The sequence below is a fragment of the Pandoraea fibrosis genome, assembly GCF_000807775.2.
GTDB classification, from domain to species: Bacteria; Pseudomonadota; Gammaproteobacteria; order Burkholderiales; family Burkholderiaceae; genus Pandoraea; species Pandoraea fibrosis.
On record NZ_CP047385.1, the window covers coordinates 4,017,104 to 4,037,775 of the forward strand.

16 protein-coding genes are annotated in these 20,672 nt (G+C 60.7%); 4 read left to right on the plus strand and 12 right to left on the minus strand.

The annotated features are described in order from the left end of the window. Positions 1-9 precede the first annotated feature (9 nt). The 3 genes from PI93_RS17675 to aceE all read right to left on the minus strand — a co-directional run bounded on the left by PI93_RS17675 (position 10) and on the right by aceE (position 5,133). Positions 10-591: an Ntn hydrolase family protein gene (locus tag PI93_RS17675; RefSeq protein WP_039374712.1), complete on the minus strand. Its 582-nt coding sequence runs from the start codon at positions 589-591 to the stop codon at positions 10-12. 83 nt (positions 592-674) lie between these two features. After that, positions 675-2,351 carry a dihydrolipoyllysine-residue acetyltransferase gene (gene aceF / locus PI93_RS17680; protein WP_039374711.1) on the minus strand — a complete coding sequence of 559 codons (1,677 nt, stop codon included), beginning with the start codon at positions 2,349-2,351 and terminating at the stop codon, positions 675-677. A 94-nt stretch (positions 2,352-2,445) separates the two neighbouring features. After that, complete coding sequence (gene aceE / locus PI93_RS17685) at positions 2,446-5,133, minus strand: pyruvate dehydrogenase (acetyl-transferring), homodimeric type (RefSeq protein WP_039374709.1); 2,688 nt, start codon at positions 5,131-5,133, stop codon at positions 2,446-2,448. A gap of 342 nt (positions 5,134-5,475) precedes the next feature. On the opposite strand from aceE, the gene PI93_RS17690 reads away from it, so the two are divergent. The 4 genes from PI93_RS17690 (at position 5,476) to PI93_RS17705 (ending at position 12,199) form a co-directional block, all read left to right on the plus strand. Beyond that, a complete protein-coding gene (locus tag PI93_RS17690) occupies positions 5,476-7,959 on the plus strand; it encodes a PAS domain-containing sensor histidine kinase (RefSeq protein ID WP_039374752.1) in 2,484 nt (827 codons plus the stop codon). Further along, complete coding sequence (locus PI93_RS17695) at positions 7,956-8,600, plus strand: response regulator transcription factor (protein WP_039374707.1); 645 nt, start codon at positions 7,956-7,958, stop codon at positions 8,598-8,600. Before PI93_RS17690 ends, PI93_RS17695 begins: the two co-directional genes overlap by 4 nt. A gap of 330 nt (positions 8,601-8,930) precedes the next feature. Beyond that, a complete protein-coding gene (folD, locus tag PI93_RS17700; RefSeq protein WP_039374705.1) occupies positions 8,931-9,785 on the plus strand; it encodes a bifunctional methylenetetrahydrofolate dehydrogenase/methenyltetrahydrofolate cyclohydrolase FolD in 855 nt (284 codons plus the stop codon). A 335-nt stretch (positions 9,786-10,120) separates the two neighbouring features. Continuing rightward, positions 10,121-12,199, plus strand: coding sequence for a M3 family metallopeptidase (locus PI93_RS17705; RefSeq protein WP_039374703.1), 2,079 nt, complete (start codon positions 10,121-10,123; stop codon positions 12,197-12,199). A gap of 116 nt (positions 12,200-12,315) precedes the next feature. On the opposite strand, the gene PI93_RS17710 is transcribed toward PI93_RS17705, so the two are convergent. From PI93_RS17710 to hfq, 9 genes are all read right to left on the minus strand, one after another. Further along, positions 12,316-12,954 carry a DUF4189 domain-containing protein gene (locus PI93_RS17710; RefSeq protein ID WP_158453277.1) on the minus strand — a complete coding sequence of 213 codons (639 nt, stop codon included), beginning with the start codon at positions 12,952-12,954 and terminating at the stop codon, positions 12,316-12,318. 263 nt (positions 12,955-13,217) lie between these two features. Beyond that, positions 13,218-13,754, minus strand: a complete 537-nt coding sequence (locus tag PI93_RS17715) for a phosphoribosyltransferase (protein ID WP_039374700.1) — start codon at positions 13,752-13,754, stop codon at positions 13,218-13,220. Between the two features lie 27 nt (positions 13,755-13,781). After that, positions 13,782-15,122 carry an adenylosuccinate synthase gene (locus tag PI93_RS17720; RefSeq protein WP_039374698.1) on the minus strand — a complete coding sequence of 447 codons (1,341 nt, stop codon included), beginning with the start codon at positions 15,120-15,122 and terminating at the stop codon, positions 13,782-13,784. Positions 15,123-15,196: 74 nt separating this feature from the next. After that, a complete protein-coding gene (locus PI93_RS17725; RefSeq protein WP_039374696.1) occupies positions 15,197-16,357 on the minus strand; it encodes an ATP phosphoribosyltransferase regulatory subunit in 1,161 nt (386 codons plus the stop codon). Positions 16,358-16,395: 38 nt separating this feature from the next. Continuing rightward, on the minus strand, positions 16,396-16,551 hold the full coding sequence (locus PI93_RS17730) for a DUF2065 domain-containing protein (RefSeq protein ID WP_039374751.1): 156 nt from the start codon (positions 16,549-16,551) through the stop codon (positions 16,396-16,398). A 108-nt stretch (positions 16,552-16,659) separates the two neighbouring features. Further along, complete coding sequence (gene hflC, locus PI93_RS17735; RefSeq protein ID WP_039374695.1) at positions 16,660-17,559, minus strand: protease modulator HflC; 900 nt, start codon at positions 17,557-17,559, stop codon at positions 16,660-16,662. Positions 17,560-17,571: 12 nt separating this feature from the next. Beyond that, complete coding sequence (gene hflK, locus PI93_RS17740; RefSeq protein ID WP_039374693.1) at positions 17,572-18,930, minus strand: FtsH protease activity modulator HflK; 1,359 nt, start codon at positions 18,928-18,930, stop codon at positions 17,572-17,574. Positions 18,931-19,151: 221 nt separating this feature from the next. Then, positions 19,152-20,321: a GTPase HflX gene (gene hflX, locus PI93_RS17745; protein WP_039374692.1), complete on the minus strand. Its 1,170-nt coding sequence runs from the start codon at positions 20,319-20,321 to the stop codon at positions 19,152-19,154. 99 nt (positions 20,322-20,420) lie between these two features. After that, positions 20,421-20,657: an RNA chaperone Hfq gene (gene hfq, locus PI93_RS17750; RefSeq protein WP_010807283.1), complete on the minus strand. Its 237-nt coding sequence runs from the start codon at positions 20,655-20,657 to the stop codon at positions 20,421-20,423. Positions 20,658-20,672 lie beyond the last annotated feature (15 nt).

Below are 20,672 nucleotides of genomic sequence, written 5' to 3' on the forward strand. Positions count from 1 at the left end.
CTGTCGCATTTATGACTTGATGGTGGGATCGATCGGAAACGCATGCACCTGAAACGGGCCGGCAGAACTCTTGTCGAACTCTGCCCCCGCCTTCACGCCCGCTTCGGCGATGGCGCTAGCGCTCAGATCCTGGTCGTAGAGGGCATACATGGCACCGAGCGCGAAGTTGCGCCCCGAGCCGATCCCCCAGAACCGATCGAAAACAAACACTTCCCGGTAGGAATAGACCCCGTAAATACCCGTCGGATTCGCGATCACGCTGGTGATCTGCGACGACTCGTACGGATCGTCCTCCTCTTCCTTCGTGTTGAGGAAATACTCTTCTTTTAGCTTCTGATGGACGCGGCAGAACGTGCGAAACACTTCGTCACGCGAGTGCAGACGGCATTCATCTGCCATGCCGGAAAGAATGGCGCGCATGACCGGAAAGTGCGCAGTCGTGCCTGCAAGGCCGACATAGGAATCGCCCACGAGAAAAACCTTGCGATTTTCCTCGTACGATTGCGAGAGTCTTGTGTCGCCGAACGTCACTAGCGAATCGGCGGCAATGGCGATCTCTCCTGCCTTCTTGACGACTACCACGGTGGTCATGATGCCCCCTTCCCGTCCAGATCCTGAAGCTGTCGCGCGAGCGCCGCCGGTCTGCGCTTACGCGCGGCCGGCGGCGTCACCTATTACAGCATTGCGCGACGGAAGTCCTGCAACAGTTGGCCCAGGTAGGCGTTGAAGCGTGCGGCTTCGGCGCCGTCGATCACGCGGTGATCGTAGGACAACGACAGCGGCAGCGTCAGTTGCGGCAGGAACTGTTGCTTGCGCTCGTCCCACACCGGCTTCTGATACGAACGCGACAGACCCAGAATGGCCACTTCCGGTGCGTTGATGATCGGCGTGAAGGTCGTGCCGCCGATGCCGCCGAGTGACGAAATCGAGAAGCAACCGCCTTGCATCTGATCCGGCTTGAGCTTGCCCTCGCGAGCGAGCTTGGCCAGTTCGGACGTCTCACGTGCAATCTCGAACACGCCCTTCTTGTCCGCATCGCGAACGACCGGCACGACGAGGCCATTGGGTGTATCCGCCGCAAAGCCGATATGGAAGTACTGCTTGAAGACGAGGTTGTCGCCGTCGAGGCTGGCGTTGAACGTCGGGAATTTCTTCAGCGCCAGAACACAGGCCTTGATAACGAAAGCGAGCATCGTTACCTTGACGCCGGCTTTTTCGTTTTCCTTGTTCAATTGCACGCGGAAGGCTTCGAGCTCACCGATATCCGCTTCGTCGTTGTTCGTGACGTGCGGGATCATGACCCAATTGCGATGCAGGTTCGCGCCCGAAATCTTCTTGATGCGCGACAGTGCCTTCGGCTCGACCGGGCCGAACTTCGAGAAGTCGACCTTCGGCCACGGCAGCAGATTCAGCTCGCCGCCACCTGCCGGAGCTGCACCGCCAGCCGCCGGACGGTTGCCGGCGAGCGCACTCTTGATGAAGTTGCGCACGTCGTCGACCACCACGCGTCCCTTCGGCCCCGTGCCCTTCACTTGCGTAACGTCGACGCCCAGTTCGCGGGCGAACTTACGCACCGACGGGCTGGCGTGGCTGATCGGCTGAACGCCAGCATTGCTGGCTGCGGCAGGTGCCGCCGCCGGAGCCGCAACGGGCGCAGGAGCCGCGACGGGTGCCGGTGCTGCCGGAGAAGCGCTTTGCGCAGCCGGCGCCGGTGCGGCTGCCGGTGCTGCGGCCTTTGCCGGAGCGGCCGCGCCTTCGAGCACGACGATCAACGTGCCTTCCGACACCTTGTCGCCCACCTTGACCTTCAGTTCCTTGACCACCCCTGCTGCCGGACTCGGCACGTCCATCGACGCCTTGTCCGATTCCAGCGTGACGAGCGATTGCTCGGCAGTCACGGTGTCGCCCACCTTGACCAGCACGTCGATCACGGGCACATCGTCGTAACCGCCGATATCCGGTACCTTCACGTCGATCTTGCTCGTACCGCCGCTGGCGGCCGGTGTGGCCGGCGCTGCTGCGGGAGCAGGTGCAGCGGCTTGCGGGGCAGCCGCAGGTGCCGGTGCAGGGGCTGCGGCACCGTTGGCCTGCGCACCCGAGCCCGAGCCATTCGCGGTCTCGAGCGTCAGAATGAGAGATCCCTCGGACACTTCATCGCCGACCTTCAGGCTCAGCGCCTTGATGGTACCGGCGGCCGGGCTCGGCACATCCATGGTGGCCTTGTCCGACTCCAGCGTGATCAGGGCCTGCTCGGCATCGATCTTGTCGCCCGCCTTGACCAGCACGTCGATGACGGGCAAGTCCTTGAAGTCACCGATATCCGGGACTTTCACTTCGATCACTTGACTCATTTTCCACAGTCTCCTCGAGGCTGCGCTTAACGTGCAGCGTGCGCCCGCCTGCCGCCCTGAGCGGCTGACGGGCGCACACCGCGCGAAGCGGCCTTTAGACGGTCATCGGGTTGGGTTTGTTCGGATCCAGGTTGTACTTGGCAATCGCTTCGGCAACCTTGCTTGCCGGCAGCGTGCCTTCGTCGGCCAGTGCCTTGAGGGCAGCGACCGTGACCCAGTTACGATCCACCTCGAAGAAGTGACGCAGCTTCTCACGCGTATCCGAACGGCCATAGCCGTCGGTACCGAGCACCACGTAACGACCCCGCACGAACGGACGAATCTGGTCGGCGTAGGTACGGATGTAGTCGGTCGATGCGATGACCGGACCACGGGTGTCGTTGAGGCACTTCTCGACATGCGTCAGACGCGCCGTCTCGGTCGGGTGCAGCAGATTGTAGCGCGCGACATCGTTGCCTTCGCGAGCCAGTTCGGTGAAGCTCGGGCAGCTCCACAGATCCGATTCGACGCCCCAATCGTTCTTGAGCATTTCGGCGGCGGCGATCACTTCGTTGAAGATCGTGCCCGAACCCAGCAGTTGCACGCGGGGTGCCTTGCTGTTGTCCGCACCGCGACGGAACGCGTACATCCCCTTCAGAATGTCCTGCTCCACGCCTTCCGGCATCGCCGGATGCGCGTAGTTTTCGTTCATCACCGTCAGGTAGTAGTACACGTCTTCCTGATCTTGCACCATGCGACGCAGACCGTCCTGGACGATCACGGCGAGTTCGTATGCGAACGTCGGATCGTACGGCAGGCAGTTCGGAATCGACGATGCCCACAGCAGCGAGTGGCCGTCTTCGTGTTGGAGACCTTCACCGTTGAGCGTCGTGCGACCGGCGGTGCCACCCACGAGGAAACCACGAGCGCGCATGTCGCCCGCCGCCCAGGCCAGATCGCCAATGCGCTGGAAGCCGAACATCGAATAGAAGATGTAGAACGGGATCATCGTCTCGCCGTGCGTCGAGTACGACGTCGCGGCGGCGATCCAGTCACACATGCCACCGGCTTCGTTGATGCCTTCCTGCAGAATCTGACCGCTCTCGGATTCGCGGTAGAACATCAGTTGGTCCTGATCCTGCGGAATGTAGCGCTGACCGACCTGGCTCCAGATACCGATCTGGCGGAACAGACCTTCCATACCGAACGTGCGCGACTCATCCGGCACGATCGGCACGATGCGCTGACCCAGCGCCTTGTCCTTGAGCAGCACGTTGAGAATGCGCACGAACGCCATCGTCGTCGAAATCTCGCGGCCTTCTGCCGTCGCCTTGAGCAAGGCGTCGAATGCGTTCAGTGCAGGCACCGGCAGCGAAGCCGCCTTGGTACGGCGCTGCGGCAGGTAACCACCCAGCTCCATACGGCGAGCACGCATGTACTCAAGTTCCTTCGAGCCTTCCTCAAACTTCAGGTACGGCACGTCGGCAATCTGATCGTCCGAAATCGGCAGCTTGAACTGGTCGCGGAATTTCTTGAGCGATTCCACCGGCATCTTCTTCTGCTGGTGGGTGATGTTCATCGCCTGACCAGCTTCGCCCATGCCGTAGCCCTTGATGGTCTTGGCCAGGATGACGGTCGGCTGACCCTTATGTTGCGTGGCCGACTGATAAGCTGCGTAGATCTTATGGGGATCGTGGCCGCCACGGTTCAGCGCCCAGATGTCCTCATCGGACCAATCGGCAACCATCGCCTTCAGTTCCGGCGTGTTGAAGAAGTTCTCGCGCACGTAGGCGCCGTCCTTCGACTTGTACGTCTGGTATTCGCCGTCCACGCACTCCATCATGCGCTTCATCAGCAGGCCCTTCTTGTCGCGCGCCAGCAGCGAATCCCAGCGGCTGCCCCAGATGACCTTGATGACGTTCCAGCCGGCACCGCGGAATTCCGATTCGAGCTCCTGGATGATCTTGCCGTTACCGCGCACCGGTCCATCCAGGCGCTGCAGGTTACAGTTGATCACGAACACGAGGTTGTCGAGTTGCTCACGGCCGGCCATGCCGATGGCGCCCAGCGATTCCGGCTCGTCGGTCTCGCCGTCGCCGAGGAATGCCCAGACCTTGCGGCCTTCGGTTTTCACGATGGCGCGCGACTCGAGATACTTCATGAAGCGAGCCTGGTAGATCGCCATGATCGGGCCCAGCCCCATCGACACCGTCGGGAATTGCCAGAAGTCCGGCATCAGCCACGGGTGCGGATACGACGACAGGCCGCCGCCATCCACTTCCTGACGGAAGTTATCGAGCTGGCTCATCTCCAGACGACCCAGCAGGAACGCGCGGCTATAGACGCCCGGCGACGAGTGCCCCTGCACGAAGACCAGATCGCCACCGTGCTTGTCGGACGGTGCATGCCAGAAGTGATTGAAACCGACGTCGTAAAGCGTTGCTGCCGAGGCGAACGACGCGATGTGACCGCCAACGTTCGTGTCCTTGCCGGCACGCAGCACCATCGCGATCGCATTCCAGCGCGTGTACGAGCGAATCTTGTGCTCGACATCCTGATCGCCCGGAATACGGGCCTGCTGGTCGACGGGGATGGTGTTGATATAGGGGGTGTTAGCCGAGAACGGGTGATGTTCGCCATTGATACGCGCGAACTCGATCAGCTTCTCGAGCAGGTAGTGGGCACGTTCCGGGCCCTCGGCTGCCAGCACGCCTTCGAGCGAGGCCAGCCATTCTTGCGTTTCTTGGGGATCGGCGTCCGCAGGGGATACGATCTTCAGGGCTTCTTCAGGTACGGCGGACATGGTGTCTCCTTGTCTGTCGTTAGCGGGTTGGCGTAACGGTCGATACCCGCTTCATGGACGGGCCCACCGGCTTTTTTACCGGGGCATTGTACGAAGGATATTCCTGCCTTCGCAAGCTAAATTTCAGATTACGATAGCAAATTTCATAATACGGAATTCTGTTGCAGTGCACATAAAATCAAGGGGTTGCCGGCACTATCACATCACGATTTCAAAGCGTACCGATCGGTCTCAGCATCACTTTGCGCTGTCGTCTTACCGAAAAGGTCGGACGCTTCCGAAAAGCCATCTGTATCCGGTTCCGGCAGAGGGAAACTGGCCGGCCTGCGCTACAATCTCGCCATGCTTTCGCCACGCCTTGCCAACTCCGCTCCGCCGTCCCGGTCCGCCGCCACGCCTGCCCGCTCCAACCGCTGGTTGCAGGGGTTCGCGGAGTCGCATTACTACTTGCTGGTCCCACTCGTCTCCATTGTGATCTTCCTCGTGGTGATGAGTTTGATCCTGTGGAGTCTGAATCGGCGGGAGACAGAGCAGCAGCAGGACACGCTGTATCGGAACGTGGCGTGGGCGCAGCAGCAGATTCGCCTCAATATGCTGGCCATTCAGGACCAGATCAGTTCCCTCGCCCGCGATACCGCGGCAAAGCCCCAGGACATCGCGCATTTCCAGAATACGGCGAGCGAACTGATGCAGAATCATGCGGACATCGTCTTCATGAACTGGCTCGACGCATCGCAACGTCCGAAGTGGGCGGTGCCGGCCGACTCACCGTTCGCTTCGCGCTTGCAGGGATCGGCGCAGCATCCGATGGAGGACGAACTCCTCGTCGCGTTTCGCGCAGCCCGCGATTCTCGCCGCTCGGCCTATTCCACACTGATCTACGACGCCTCCGGGGCGAGCTACATCGTCGTTCAAGTCCCCGTGCTGCGTGAGCGAGAATTCCTCGGCACGATCAGCGCCGTGTATTCCGTGGAAGGTCTGCTGATTCACGAGCTGCCGCAGGAGCTTGGCGACAAATTCAAGGTGTCGTTCATCGACACGCATAACAACGAGTTGGCCACAACCTCGACCCGGCCGCCGCTACCTCGCGACGTCTCGTACGAGCTGTTGCTCGACCCGCCAGGCCATAGTCTCGCCGTGCGGATCTACTCGTATCCGGCGGTCGGCAATTTCGTCAACAACACACTGGTCTGGCTAATCGCTGGACTGTCCTGCTTCGTCCTCTGGAGTCTGTGGAGTCTTTGGCGGCATACGCGACAGCGATTCGAGGCGCAGCAGGCGCTATTCAACGAGACATCGTTCCGGCGGGCGATGGAAAACTCCATCGTGATCGGTATGCGCGTGCTCGATCTTCAGGGCCACATCACTTATGTGAACCCGGCGTTCTGTCGGATGACGGGCTGGGATGAGCCGGACCTCATGAACCGCGCCCCGCCCTATCCGTACTGGCCCAAGGACGATATCCACGAGATGCAGCGTCGCATCGACATGACGCTACGTGGCAAGGCGCCGTCTCATGGCTTCGAAATCCGTGTGCAACGCAAGGACGGGACGATCTTCTACGCACGCATGTTCGTCTCGCCACTGGTGGATGCGCATGGTCGTCAGACCGGCTGGATGTCGTCGCTGACCGACATCAGCGAACCGAAACGGGCGCGAGAGGAACTTGCCGCAGCCCACGAACGGTTTACGACCGTGCTTGAAAGCCTTGACGCCTCGGTGTCCGTGCTCGCCGTCGACAAGGCAGAGTTGCTGTTTGCCAACCGCTACTACCGCCAACTGTTCGGCACACGCCCCGAAGGCCATCTGGAACTGTCGGGCGGCGGCGAACTCTCGCCGGCTTCGCTCGACCATATCGACATGGTCGATGCCTTTGCCGGGCTGCCCGCCGCCTCATTGACCGATACGGCGGCCGAGACGCAAGAAATCTATTTGCCAACGCACCAGAAATGGTTCGAAGTCCGACGCCAGTATATTCAGTGGGTCGATGGCCATCTGGCGCAGTTGCAGGTGGCGACGGACATCACCGCACGGCGTCACGCCGAAGAGCTGGCTCGCCAGGAAGAAGAACGCCTGCAATTCACGGGACGTCTGACGACAATGGGAGAGATGGCATCGTCGCTCGCCCACGAACTGAATCAGCCGCTCGCCGCGATCAATAACTACTGTATGGGCACTGCGGCGCTCGTCCGCGCGGGACGCACCTCGCCCGAGACCTTGCTGCCTGCGCTGGAGAAAACATCTCAGCAGGCGGTTCGTGCAGGCATGATCATCAAGCGGATTCGCGCATTCGTGAAACGCAGCGAACCGAAACGCCAGCCGTCATCGATTTATGAGATCGTGGCAGACGCCGTGGGGCTTGCCGAGATCGAGGCGCGCAAACGCCGCATTCGCATCGTGACCGAGTTGCCGGCAGGCCTGCCGCAGATCAACGTCGACCCGGTGCTTATCGAACAGGTGATCGTGAACCTGCTCAAGAACGCCGCCGAGGCGATGCACGGCTACACGCCGCCGCCGGGCCAGAGGCGTGATTCCACGGTGCGTCTGCACGTGGAACGTCGCGACAAATCGATCGAATTCCAGGTCTCGGATCACGGGCCCGGTGTCGACGAAGCGACCATCGAACGATTGTTTGAACCGTTTTTCAGCACGAAATCGGACGGCATGGGCATGGGCCTGAATATCTGCCGTTCGATCATTGAATCGCACCACGGCCGTCTTTGGGTAGAAAACAATGAAATCGACGGCGTGCGGAATGGTTGTACATTTTGTATTCTGTTACCGTTAGAAGGCGATACGACATCCGGATCCGGGGGAGGACTATGACGACACCCAACACCACTATTGACCAAGAAACCGTCTTCGTTGTCGATGACGACGAGGCGGTCCGTGACTCGCTTCGCTGGCTTCTCGAGGCCAATGGCTACCATGTGCGAGGCTTTGCTAGCGCAGAGGAATTTCTTTCGCACTACAACGGACATCAGGTTGGCTGCCTGATACTTGACGTTCGCATGCCCGGTATGAGCGGGCTGGAATTGCAGGAAAAACTGGTCGAAAACCGGTTCAACATTCCCATCATCTTCGTGACGGGTCACGGCGACGTGCCGATGGCAGTGGATACGATGAAAAAAGGCGCGATGGACTTCATCGAAAAGCCTTTTGATGAAGCGGAACTGCGTGCGCAAGTCGAACGAATGCTGTCGAAGGCCCGGCAGGACGCGAGCAGCCAACGCGAGCAGCAAGCCGCCGAAGATTTGCTCTCGAAGCTCACGAGTCGCGAACATCAGGTACTGGAGCGCATCATTGCCGGTCGTCTGAACAAGCAGATCGCCGACGATCTCGGCATCAGCATCAAAACGGTCGAGGCACACCGTGCCAACATCATGGAGAAGCTCAACGTCAATACCGTCGCCGACCTGCTCCGCCTGGCACTTTCGAAACGTTCGAGCGGGTCGCCTCGCCCTTAACCGGGGTATCGGCTGCCGCACATGAAGCACCGCGTTGATTCACCGACGGGGTGCCGGATCTTCGGCCGGCGGATCGTCCTCCGGTCGTCTCTGCATGGCGTTGCTCTCCCTCATCATTGAGCGACGCCAGTTCGACACAGCCCTTGGCTAACAAGGCTATCGAAGCATGGCCGAAGGCAGCCTAACGTTGCCTGCCGCGGGCAATCCGCCCCCTCCCGCCCATTCCGGCGCGCCGTTATAATACGGTCTTTGCCTCGGTCACCGCCCGACCGTCGCAGCCGTATCCGGCCTTTCGGGCCAGCCCCCTTCCTTCATAGACACCCACGCATCATGACCGCCACCCTCATCGACGGCAACGCCCTCGCCAAACGCATTCGCGCTGAAGTTGCCACTCGCGCTGCTGCCCTCACCGCCCGTGGCCATCAGCCCGGTCTTGCCGTGGTTCTGGTCGGCGAGGACCCTGCCAGCCAAGTCTACGTGCGCAATAAGGTCAAGGCGTGCGAAGACAACGGCCTGTATTCGTCGCTCGATCGCTACCCGGCCGATCTGACGGAAACCGCCCTGCTCGCCCGCATCGATGAGCTCAATCGCGATCCCAAGATCAACGGGATTCTTGTGCAACTGCCGCTGCCGAAGCACATCGACAGCCACAAAGTGCTCGAAGCCATCGCTCCGGAGAAGGATGTCGATGGCTTCCATGTTTCGAATGCCGGCGCCCTGATGACCGGAGCCCCCCTTTTCCGTCCCTGCACGCCCTACGGCTGCATGAAAATGCTGGAGTCGGTGGATTTCCCGCTTCGTGGCGCGGTGGCCGTGGTGATTGGTGCTTCGAACATCGTTGGCAAGCCGATGGCCATGATGCTGCTTCAGGCAGGCGCGACCGTCACGATCTGTAACAGCAAAACGCGTGACCTGGCTGCCCATACCCGCAACGCCGATGTGATCGTGGCCGCGGTGGGGAAGCGCAACATCGTCACTGCCGATATGGTCAAGCCGGGCGCGGCAGTGATTGACGTTGGCATGAACCGTGACGATGCCGGCAAGCTTTGTGGCGACGTCGATTTCAACGGCGTCAAAGATGTGGCAGGCTTCATTACGCCGGTGCCGGGGGGCGTCGGTCCAATGACGATCACGATGCTTCTCGTGAACACCATCGAAGCCGCCGAGCGCGCACTCGGGGCTTGACGCACCACGTAGCACCGCGCTGCTCGCAGGGCGCAGCCGACCAATAGGCCGGCTGCGCCCTTGTTGCTTATGCGCGTTGAGCGACAGCCTCCCTCGGGAAAAGGCCGGCGCCCGAATCGGAATGTCCCGAAACTCTTGCCTGTATCGCGTAACAGAATCGCTATCTATCGCCTTCGCCCGTTTCTCCACGAAACGCGGCAAACGCATGCCCGATATGGCTTTTCGGGACGTCTCTCATCTGCCATCCCAATCGTGCCGGTTGAAAAAAACGACTGGAAAATTCGACGGGATGCCCCCACACTCTTCGTAAGCCCCTTCACGTGGACAACGAACGCATGAATACGCCGCAAACCAATCCTCTGCTCGATATCGAAGGACTCCCCCGTTTCGCCGAAATTCGCCCTGAACACGTCACGCCCGCCGTCGACGTGTTGCTCGAGCAAGCGCGTAACGCAGTCGACCGGGCGGCAGATCCGTCTACGCCAGCGACCTGGGCCAACATTCTCGATGCTGTGGAAGACGGCACCGAGGGTCTGGGCCGTGCCTGGGAAATCGTTGGGCACCTAAACGCCGTTGCCGATACCCCGGAACTGCGTGCGGCATACAGCGAAAACCTGCCGCGCGTGACTGAGTTCTCGGCAAGCGTTGGTCAAAACCTGGCGTTGTTCGACAAGTACAAGGCCATTGCGGCTGGTCCCGAATTTGCTGGGCTTTCGCCGGCGCGCAAGAAGATTCTCGACAACGAGATGCGCGGCTTCCGTCTGGGGGGCGCGGAACTCCCCGAGGATCAGAAACCGCGTTTCGCTGAAATTCAGGAAGAGCAGGCGCATCTGGCCAAGAATTTTTCGGACCACGTTCTCGACGCCACCAACAAGTTTTCGCTTGTCATCACCGACGAACAGACGCTTGCCGGCATACCTGACGATGATAAAGCGGCTGCGCGCGCCGCGGCAGAGCGCGATGGGCGCGAAGGCTGGAAGTTCACCCTGCACTTCCCGTCTTATTTCCCGGTGCTGCAATATGCCGACAACCGCGCGCTGCGTGAGAAGCTCTACCGCGCGAACGTCACCCGCGCATCGGAGCTCGGCCCGAAATTTGGCGATGGCGAAGCCGGTTGGGACAACACGGGAATCATTGTCGAGCAACTTGCTCTGCGTCGCGAGGAAGCCCATATGCTCGGCTTCAAGAACTACGCGGAGGTATCGCTCGAACCCAAGATGGCCGAATCGCCCGCGCAGGTCCTCGAATTCCTGGAGGACCTCGCGCGCCGGGCGCGTCCGTACGCCGAGAAGGATTGGGCAGAGCTGCAGGCGTTCGCCGCCGCGTCACTTGGCATCGACAAATTGGAGCCGTGGGACACGGCTTACGCGTCGGAAAAGCTGCGCCAACAACGCTACGCATTCTCGGAAACGGAAGTCCGCCAGTATTTCCCGCTGCCCAAGGTACTTGACGGCTTGTTCCGCGTCGCCGGCACGTTGTTCGGTGTCACGATTCGTCCGCAAGACGCCGAGACCTGGCATCCCGACGTGCGCTTCTTCCGCATCGAGCGCGACGGCGAACTGGTTGCGCAGTTCTACATGGACCTGTTCGCCCGCGAAGGCAAACGTGGTGGCGCATGGATGGACAGCGCCCGCACCCGCAAGCGCCTGCACGATGGCAAACTGCAAACGCCGGTGGCCTATCTCGTTTGCAACTTCCCTGCGCCTGTCGGCGACAAGCCTGCGCTGCTGCCGCACGACGACGTCATCACGCTGTTCCATGAATTCGGCCACGGGCTGCACCACATGCTCACGCAAGTGGAAGATGCCGGCGTTGCGGGCATCAGCGGCGTTGAGTGGGATGCCGTCGAGCTGCCGTCTCAGTTCATGGAAAACTTCTGCTGGGAGTGGGACGTACTGGAGCATATGACGGCCCAGGTGGATACGGGTGCCCCGCTGCCACGCACGCTATTTGACAAGATGATCGCTGCGCGCAATTTCCAGAGCGGCCTGATGATGCTGCGCCAGTTGGTCTTCTCCGACTTCGATATGCATCTGCATTACGACTACGATCCACGCGGCAGCGAGTCGGTGCTGGAGCTCTCGAAGCGCATCAACGATCGGCTTCATGTGACGCCGCAGGCCGAGTTCTCCCGTTGGCCGAATACGTTCAGCCACATTTTTGCGGGGGGGTATGCGGCTGGCTACTACAGCTACAAGTGGGCGGAAGTATTGTCGGCCGACGCGTATGCGGCATTTGAAGAAGCCGCAAAAGTGAGCGGATCGGTACTCGACACGGCTACGGGTGCTCGCTATCGCGACGAGATTCTCGCCGTGGGCGGCAGCCGCGAGGCGATGGAATCGTTTATCGCCTTCCGTGGCCGTGCGCCGCAAGTTGATGCCTTGCTGCGTCACAGCGGCATGTCGGCAAGCTAACGTCCGAACCGAGTTCTGCAATGAAGAATGGGCGCCGTCAGGCGCCCATTTTTTTGCTGCGACACACAGAGCAACGCGGGATTCAGTGGACGATCGGCCAACGAAATATCACTCCGTCAGCCCTCGTCGTCGCAACCATTCGGTTTCCAGACGTAGGCGTGCGTCTCGCGATCCAGACAGCGCGCCGCCTGGAAGCGAACCGTGCACCCGTTCTCATACGTCCGAACGCACTCACCATTGATGCATCGGGTCTGCATCCGGATGACCTGCCCTGTCGGTATCTTGCACTGCATAGGCTGTGCCTGAGCGGCCTGAGGCCGCGGCAGTCGCTTCCCCGGGCGCTGACCATTGTCGAGCCAGACGTGTTCGCCATCGGCAGAACATTCCCCACCCCGCTGACAAACGACAAAGGCATCCTGAACGGCGGAAGCTTGGGTGTCACCCAACGCCACCCCGATTTCGCCATTGTTTGCGCGCACGACCGCCCAGTAGGCAGGCCCATTCCCGGCCATCAACACCTCGCACCGCCCTCCCCGGCTGCCCGGCGCCAGTTGGGTTCTGCATCGGTCCAGTGCGGCCAGTTTGGCCTTGGCCATCGATGTCTGGTTGGTCACGTAGACGTATCGAAGCCCATTCGCCGTGCGCACGCCAGCCACCGCCGATGCGGCAAAACCTGGCGAACTGGCGAACGCCATCGCGCCGCCAAGCCAAACGGAGAGAATCAAGGGATAGAGGCGGAACCACTCCAACTTCATCGTGACGGAGTCGCAGCCAGGAATTCTGCGAAAGTCGTGACTGAGATCGTATGAAATCACGTCATACGGCCGCATGAAGCCGCGAGTAGAGGGGATATTGCCCGTCAAATGGCTGCATCGCGACTGTCATGTCAACCAGCGGCCTGAAACCGACGAAGCACGCATAAAACAAAACAGGCGGGCCATCTTCCGATGTCACCGCCTGTTTGCTGGGTTTCCCCACTCGAATCACGCCTCTCGGTGCGCGATCCTGTCAGTTTCGCTCAGGTACCGCGCTTGATCCACGCCGACAAATTGTGCGGACGCAGCGTGTCGTACTCTTCGAAAGGCTGATGGATCCAAGGGTTGGTTGCCAGAAAATCGACCGCATAATCCGGCGCCACCTTCGAACAGGCCTTGTGCCACAGCACTGCCGAGCGGACATCGGTCACCTTCGGGAAACGCTCCTTGAGGTGCTTGCCAACACGTTCGAGTGTCACGCCGGAATCGACCAGATCGTCGACCAGCAGCACGCGGCCTTCCAGCTCGCCGCGCGTGATGGTGATGTACTGGGCGATGTCGAGATCGCCACGAACAGTGCCTTCGGCCTCACGATACGAACTGGTCGCCAGAATCGCGAGGGGCACGTCGTAGATGCGTGCGAGCTGATCGCCCACACGCAAGCCACCACGGGCCAGGCACAGGATCTTGTCGAACTTCCAGTTGGACTCGTAGACCTTGAGCGCCAGGCGCTCGATCAGTCGGTGGTACTCATCCCACGAGACCCAGAGGTTCTTATCGTCGTTTTGGGGCAGATTCATGGTTTGCCTTGCCAGTCCTACGGTATTTCAGTTCTTGAAGGGATGACGCAACAGAATGGTTTCGTCACGGTCAGGCCCCGTCGACACCATATCGATCGGGATACCGCTCACCTCTTCAATACGCTTCAGGTAGTTCTGCGCCTGAACCGGCAATTGATCCCACGACGTCACGCCAAACGTGCTCTGCGTCCAGCCGGGGAAGTCTTCGTACACCGGTTCGCAGCGCGCCACATCCACGGCGCCGCGCGGCAGAATGTCGATCGTCTCGCCGTCGATCTTGTAGCCCACGCAAAGACGAACGGTCTCGAGACCGTCGAGCACGTCGAGCTTCGTCATGCACAAGCCCGTCACACCGTTGATCTGGATCGAACGCTTCAGTGCAGCGGCATCCAGCCAGCCCGTGCGGCGCGGACGCCCCGTCACCGAGCCGAACTCCTTGCCGACCGTTGCCAGTTTCAGACCAATGGCTTCCTGACGTGCGGGGTTATCCGCATCGTACAACTCGCTCGGGAACGGGCCGGCACCCACGCGCGTGCAATAGGCCTTGGTGATGCCCAACACATAGTGCAACTGCTGCGGACCGACACCGGCGCCAGCCGAAGCAGCACCCGCCACGCAGTTGCTGCTGGTCACGAACGGATACGTTCCGTGGTCGATATCGAGCAACGTGCCTTGCGCGCCTTCGAACAGCAGCTTCTGACCTTCTCGGTTGGCTGCGTAAAGCATCTGCGACACGTCGGCAATCATCGGCTTCAGACGCGCCGCGTAGCTCAGCATCGTATCCAGCGTTTCCTGGAAGTCGACGGCCTTCGCGCCCAGATATTGGGTCAGGACGAAGTTGTGATAATCGAGATTTTCACGCAGACGTGCGGCGAACGTTTCCGGATCGAACAGATCCTGCACGCGCAATGCACGGCGGCCGACCTTGTCTTCATAAGCCGGGCCAATGCCACGACCGGTCGTGCCGATCTTGCCGGCGCCGCGACGGACTTCGCGAGCCTGGTCGATGGCAATGTGGTACGGGAGGATCAGGGTACACGCTTCGGAAATACGCAGACGGCCGCAGACGTTCAGACCCGCGCTTTCCAGCTCTTCGATTTCCTTGAACAGCGCTTCCGGCGAGAGCACCACGCCGTTGCCGATGTAGCAGGTGACGTCCTTGTGCATGATGCCCGACGGGATCAGACGCAGAATCGTCTTCTTGCCACCGATGATGAGCGTATGTCCGGCATTGTGGCCCCCTTGGAAACGCACCACGCCTTGCGCATGATCGGTCAGCCAGTCGACGACCTTACCCTTGCCTTCGTCACCCCACTGGGTTCCGATAACGACGACGTTGCGTCCCTGATTCAATGCATTGCCGGACATAACAATAGTTGGTTTGGTTAAAAACGTATTCTACCCGTGTTGACGGACGCTAGTGCCGCTTTTTTCAGCGAAGCTCAACGGGGTGTCACAACCCACTGACCCGCTTTCTCGACAAGCACACGGTCGCCCGTGAACTCCTCGAAATCCTGGTCGTGGCCCGGCAACATGCGGATGACGACTTCGCCCGCATTGCGCAGCTCGTCAATCTTGGCGCGCAGTCCCGGGACATCGTCCGCCGGCGCCAAAATCGCGTTACTACGCGCTTCCACCGGCGAAATGGCTGCCAATTCACGCAAATCGAGCGAAAAACCGGTTGCAGGACGATCGCGACCGAATGCCTGCCCCACCTTGTCGTAGCGTCCGCCACGGGCAATGGCATTGGGAATCCCGTCGACGTACGCCGCGAACATCACCCCGCTGTGGTACTGATAGCCACGCAGATCGGCCAGGTCGATGGACAAGACCGCCGGACCGTCCTTGCTCTGCGACGCCGCCAGATAGGCCAGATCGTCCAGTGCCGCCGTCACGCCAGGCAGATCGGGCAACACCTTACGCGCCCGCGCGAGCGTCTCGGACGGCTCACCATACAACGTGGTCAAGGCCAGCAACGCGTCGCGCACGTGCGCCGGCAGGTCACGCGTCAGCGCTTCGATCTGCGGTACGTCCTTGGTTGCGAGAGCCCCGAACAACTGGCTCTCAATAGCTTCAGCCTCCGGCACACGCTCGATCAACGCTTCCAGAACGCCTGCGTGGCACAAATCGATACGAATCTGCTTCAGCCCCGCGAGCTGCAGGCAGTAAAGCAGCAGCTCCTGAATCTCGAGATCGGCTTCCAACCCGCTATGCCCAAAGATTTCGGCGCCGATCTGGAACGGCTCACGCGTCGCCAGCAGGTTACGCGGACGGGTGAACAGCACGCTCCCCGCGTAGCACAGACGCGTCACGCCCTTGCGATTGAGCAAGTGGGCATCGATCCGGGCGATCTGGGGAGTGATGTCGGCACGCAGGCCCATCGTGCGACCCGAGAGCTGGTCGACGAGCTTGAACGTACGCAGATCGAGGTCGTGGCCGGTACCAGTCAGCAGCGACTCGACGTACTCGAGCATCGGCGGCATCACGAGTTCGTACCCGTAGGTGCGGAAGCGATCGAGCATGAGTCGGCGCAGATCTTCGATCTTGCGCGCCTCGGACGGCAGCACGTCGGCGATATTTTCGGGAAGTAGCCAGTTCGGCATGGGTATTTCGGTATTCAGGCGGCGCGGATAAGCGCCGTTTAGTGGTCGGCCAGCAGCATCAGAATCAGCCCCAGCGAGACGGCGGCCAGGCCGAAAAAGCGAATCTGGCCGGACGGCATTTCCGTTATTTTACGAAAACTCTGCCGCCACCGGTCCGGGGCGACGAACGGAAACAATCCCTCGACGATCAGCATGAGGGCGAAAGCGAGAATTATCGTGCTGCTGGTCACAGGGGGGCTCGGCCAAAACGCCACCGCCCGCGTTTGACGCGGGCGGTGGCAGCTACTCGGGTGTCAAAGGCGTTATTTTCCCGCTTTTCCGCTCGACGCGCCAGCACCACCGGAACTGCGCATAAATCGGAAGAAATCGCTGTTCGGGTCGGCAATGATCACATCCGCCTTGTCACGGAACGTTGCCTTGTACGCTTCGAGGCTCTGATAGAACTGCGCGAACTGCGGATCACGGCCAAATGCCTGCGCGTAGATCCCCGCCGCAGCGGCGTCGCCCTCACCCTTGACCTGCTGGGCCTTGGCATAGGCTTCCGCCACGACGACGTCACGCTGACGGTCAGCATCGGCACGAATCTGCTCGGCCTCGGCAGCACCGGTCGAACGCAATTCGTTCGCCACACGCTTGCGCTCGGCGGCCATCCGGCTATAGACCGAATCGCTGATGCCTGCCGCCAGATCCACACGGCGCATGCGCACGTCGACAATTTCGATGCCCACTTGCGCAGCGTCTTCGCCAACCTTCTGCTTGACCCATTGCATCACCTGCTCGCGCTGCGACGACACCACTTCCGTCACCGTGCGCTTGGTGAACGCTTCCTGCAGCGCCGAGCGAATTTGCTGCGTCAGACGATCCTGAGCGAGGCGGCTGTCGCCCTTGAAGCTCACGTAGAACTTACGCGGGTCGACGATACGCCACTTCACATACGAGTCGACGATCAGGTTCTTCTTCTCGGCCGTGATGAAGCGTTCCGGCTCGGGGTTATCGATGGTCATGATGCGCTTGTCCAGATACAGCACGGTCTGGAGCGGCGGCGGCAACTTGAACTTCAAGCCCGGCTGGCTATACACATCGCGGATCTCGCCCAGCGAGAACACCACGGCAAAACGGCGCTGATCCACCACGAACATGGTCGAGGCAAGCACGATCAACAAAACGATCAGCGCAACAATTACGGTTCCAATACGGTTCATGCGCTTATCCCCTTAGCGTGAATCGCGGTCGCGGTTGCGCAATGCCGCGCGCGATCGATCATGGTCGGCGTCCGTGCTGTCGTCAGCAGCAGACGATCCTGTGGCCGCATTCCCGGCAACACCGGAGGCCGGCGCGGGTGGCGACGCGTCGCTACTGCGCGTACGCTCCATGATCTTGTCCAACGGCAAGTACAACAGACTGTTGTTCTTCGAATCCACCATGATCTTCGTGGTACGCGAGTAGATCTGCTGCATCGTGTCGAGATACATCCGCTCGCGAATGATGCCCGGCGCCTTGGCATAGGCTTCCTGCACCGACTTGAAGCGATCGGCATCGCCCTGCGCTTGCGACACGACACGCGCCTTGTAACCCGCCGCCTCTTCCGCCAGACGCGACGCCGTCCCCTTGGCACGCGGAATCACGTTATTGGCGTAGGCCTGCGCTTCATTCTTTGCGCGCTCCAAATCTTGCCCCGCCTTCACGGCGTCATCGAACGCGGCCTGCACCTGCTCAGGCGGCTGCACGCTTTGCATCGTCACGCTCGTGACCAGAATGCCGGTCTTGTAGTCGTCGAGAATGCGCTGGATCGAGGTGACCAGTTCGTTGGCGATTTCCTCGCGGCCGGCGTAGAGCACAAAGTCCATCTTGCTCTTGCCGACGATTTCACGAACGGCCGTTTGCGCAGCCAGATTCACCGACGATTCGGCATCCACGTTATTGAACAGGAACTCCGTCGCATCCTTGATTCGGTACTGCACGGCAAAGCGCACGTCGATGATGTTCTCATCGCCCGTGAGCATCGACGAGTCCTTCAGATCGGTATCGCGAATCGTGTTCGAACGGCCGATTTCGACCGAACGGATCTGCGACATATTGACGATCTCAACGGACTGGAACGGGTACGGCAGACGCCATTGAATCCCCGAAGTCGTCGTGTACTTGTATTTGCCGAATTGCGTGACGACGCCGACCTGACCTTCCTGGACAATGAAGACGCCCGTGGCCAGCCAGATCAGGAAGGCAAGTGCAATGACGACGCCCACGCCGATGCTCGATCCACGCGAGCCACCGGAGAAATTGCTCGAGCCGCCGTTATTGCCGCCTCCGCCGCCCTTGCGGCCGAAGATACGGTTAAGACGCCGATTGAAATCGCGCCACAGTTCGTCGAGATCGGGCGGGCCATCCTGCTGGGGACCTTGCGGTCCGCGCGGGGGCTCCTTCTGATCTTGCGGATTCGGAGTGTTCGCGCGATCGGGGCGGTTCGGTTCCTGATTGCCGGACGGCGTATCGCCGCCGCCGTCCCGCCCCCAGCGCGGGTCGTTCAGGGAGAAAATCAAGCCAACTCGTCGCATCAAAGCTCTTGGAAGCATAGGTAGAAGCGTGGTGACTGAAGCGGTCTTGGCGTTGCGACCGGCGCGCCTCACTTCGGAGCGCGCATGCTGCCGGATCGCGCGTGGTTCCCGAATCTCTGGTGTGCCGATCGGCGGCCTTGTCCGGCCTCCGTCTGGTCTCTTGCCAGTTCGTCACACGCGTTGAGCTATGCTGCCGGTATTCCCCGTGGCAGCCACCCTTCGCGGCGTGACGTCTCGTGTTATCTGTCTTCTGCGCGCGGCACATCGCCCAAACGGTCGATGAGCCGGACATCGGGCGCTTCGATCTGCGATTGTAACCCAGCAGTGCCGGACACAACCGCCTCGCTAATGGCCTCACGCAGCAGGTCGAGGCCCTGGCCGGTACGCGCGCTCAAAAAGACGCGCGTAATGCGCCCGGCTTCATCCCGTTCGATTCTCGGCCCTTGAGCGGCCAGTTCCGGCACCGCGTCGATCTTGTTCCAGACGAGAATCTGCGGGATATCGGCCGCATCGATCTCCGCCAAAACCGCGTTGACCTCGGCCATCTGCTCCTGACGCACCTGACTCGAGGCATCCACCACATGCAGCAGCATGTCGGCGTGTACCGTCTCCTCAAGCGTTGCCCGGAATGCCGCAACCAACTGGTGCGGCAGCTCGCGGATGAATCCGACAGTATCAGACAGCACGATGTTCCCGACATCGCCAAGATAAACGCGACGGGAGGTGGTATCGAGCGTGGCAAACAACTGATCCGCGGCGTAGGCGTTGGCCTTCGTCATCGCGTTGAACAGCGTGGATTTGCCCGCGTTCGTATAGCCCACCAGCGAGATCGACACCGTGCCGCTGCGCTGGCGCGCGCGACGCTGTGTGTCATGCTGACGCCGGAGCTTCTCTAGGCGCCCCTCGAGCGACTTCACGCGATCGCCCAGCAGACGGCGGTCGGTTTCCAACTGCGTCTCACCCGGTCCGCGCAAGCCGATGCCGCCCTTCTGACGTTCCAGGTGAGTCCAGGCACGCACCAGGCGCGTGGACACGTACCGCAACTGCGCGAGTTCGACCTGCAGCTTGCCCTCATGACTCTTCGCACGTTGGGCAAAGATATCGAGGATCAGGCTGGTGCGATCGACGACGCGACGCTGCAGCAGATGTTCGAGGTTACGCTGCTGACCGGGCGTCAGCGCGTGATTGAAAATCACCAGTTCGACGTCGTACGCTTCAATGGCGAGACGCAATTCCTCGGCTTTGCCGCTGCCGATAAAGAGCTTTGCATCAGGGCTGTGACGGCGACCGGAAATGGTCACGACAGGCTTGGCGCCTGCGGATTGCGTCAGAAGGTCGAGTTCCTGGAGGCTGGCTTCGAAATCGAGCTTACCGAAATCGATGCCGACGAGCGCGGCGTTGATGGTCAAGCTACGCTGGGGATGGGTATTGGGGCTGTTGGACAAGTGCGGGCGATGGGGAAGAGAAATTCGCCCGGCCGGAGAGACTCCCGGTCGGGCGAGCCTGAATCAGGACTGCTCGGCTTCCGGATGGAAATTCACCGGACGCGCAGGTACGACCGTCGAAATGGCGTGCTTATAGACCATTTGGGTAACCGTGTTGCGCAGCAGGACGACATACTGGTCAAACGACTCGATGTTTCCCTGCAGCTTGATACCGTTGACCAGATAGATCGAGACGGGAACATGCTCCTTACGCAAGGCGTTCAGAAACGGGTCTTGTAAAAGTTGCCCTTTGTTGCTCATAAGTTACTCCATTGT

Coding starts and splice junctions, on each gene's coding strand:
- PI93_RS17675 (WP_039374712.1), bottom strand. CDS start 591: ATGACCACCGTGGTAGTCGTCAAGAAGGCAGGAGAGATCGCCATTGCC.
- aceF (WP_039374711.1), bottom strand. CDS start 2,351: ATGAGTCAAGTGATCGAAGTGAAAGTCCCGGATATCGGTGACTTCAAG.
- aceE (WP_039374709.1), bottom strand. CDS start 5,133: ATGTCCGCCGTACCTGAAGAAGCCCTGAAGATCGTATCCCCTGCGGAC.
- PI93_RS17690 (WP_039374752.1), top strand. CDS start 5,476: ATGCTTTCGCCACGCCTTGCCAACTCCGCTCCGCCGTCCCGGTCCGCC.
- PI93_RS17695 (WP_039374707.1), top strand. CDS start 7,956: ATGACGACACCCAACACCACTATTGACCAAGAAACCGTCTTCGTTGTC.
- folD (WP_039374705.1), top strand. CDS start 8,931: ATGACCGCCACCCTCATCGACGGCAACGCCCTCGCCAAACGCATTCGC.
- PI93_RS17705 (WP_039374703.1), top strand. CDS start 10,121: ATGAATACGCCGCAAACCAATCCTCTGCTCGATATCGAAGGACTCCCC.
- PI93_RS17710 (WP_158453277.1), bottom strand. CDS start 12,954: ATGAAGTTGGAGTGGTTCCGCCTCTATCCCTTGATTCTCTCCGTTTGG.
- PI93_RS17715 (WP_039374700.1), bottom strand. CDS start 13,754: ATGAATCTGCCCCAAAACGACGATAAGAACCTCTGGGTCTCGTGGGAT.
- PI93_RS17720 (WP_039374698.1), bottom strand. CDS start 15,122: ATGTCCGGCAATGCATTGAATCAGGGACGCAACGTCGTCGTTATCGGA.
- PI93_RS17725 (WP_039374696.1), bottom strand. CDS start 16,357: ATGCCGAACTGGCTACTTCCCGAAAATATCGCCGACGTGCTGCCGTCC.
- PI93_RS17730 (WP_039374751.1), bottom strand. CDS start 16,551: ATGCTGATCGTCGAGGGATTGTTTCCGTTCGTCGCCCCGGACCGGTGG.
- hflC (WP_039374695.1), bottom strand. CDS start 17,559: ATGAACCGTATTGGAACCGTAATTGTTGCGCTGATCGTTTTGTTGATC.
- hflK (WP_039374693.1), bottom strand. CDS start 18,930: ATGCTTCCAAGAGCTTTGATGCGACGAGTTGGCTTGATTTTCTCCCTG.
- hfq (WP_010807283.1), bottom strand. CDS start 20,657: ATGAGCAACAAAGGGCAACTTTTACAAGACCCGTTTCTGAACGCCTTG.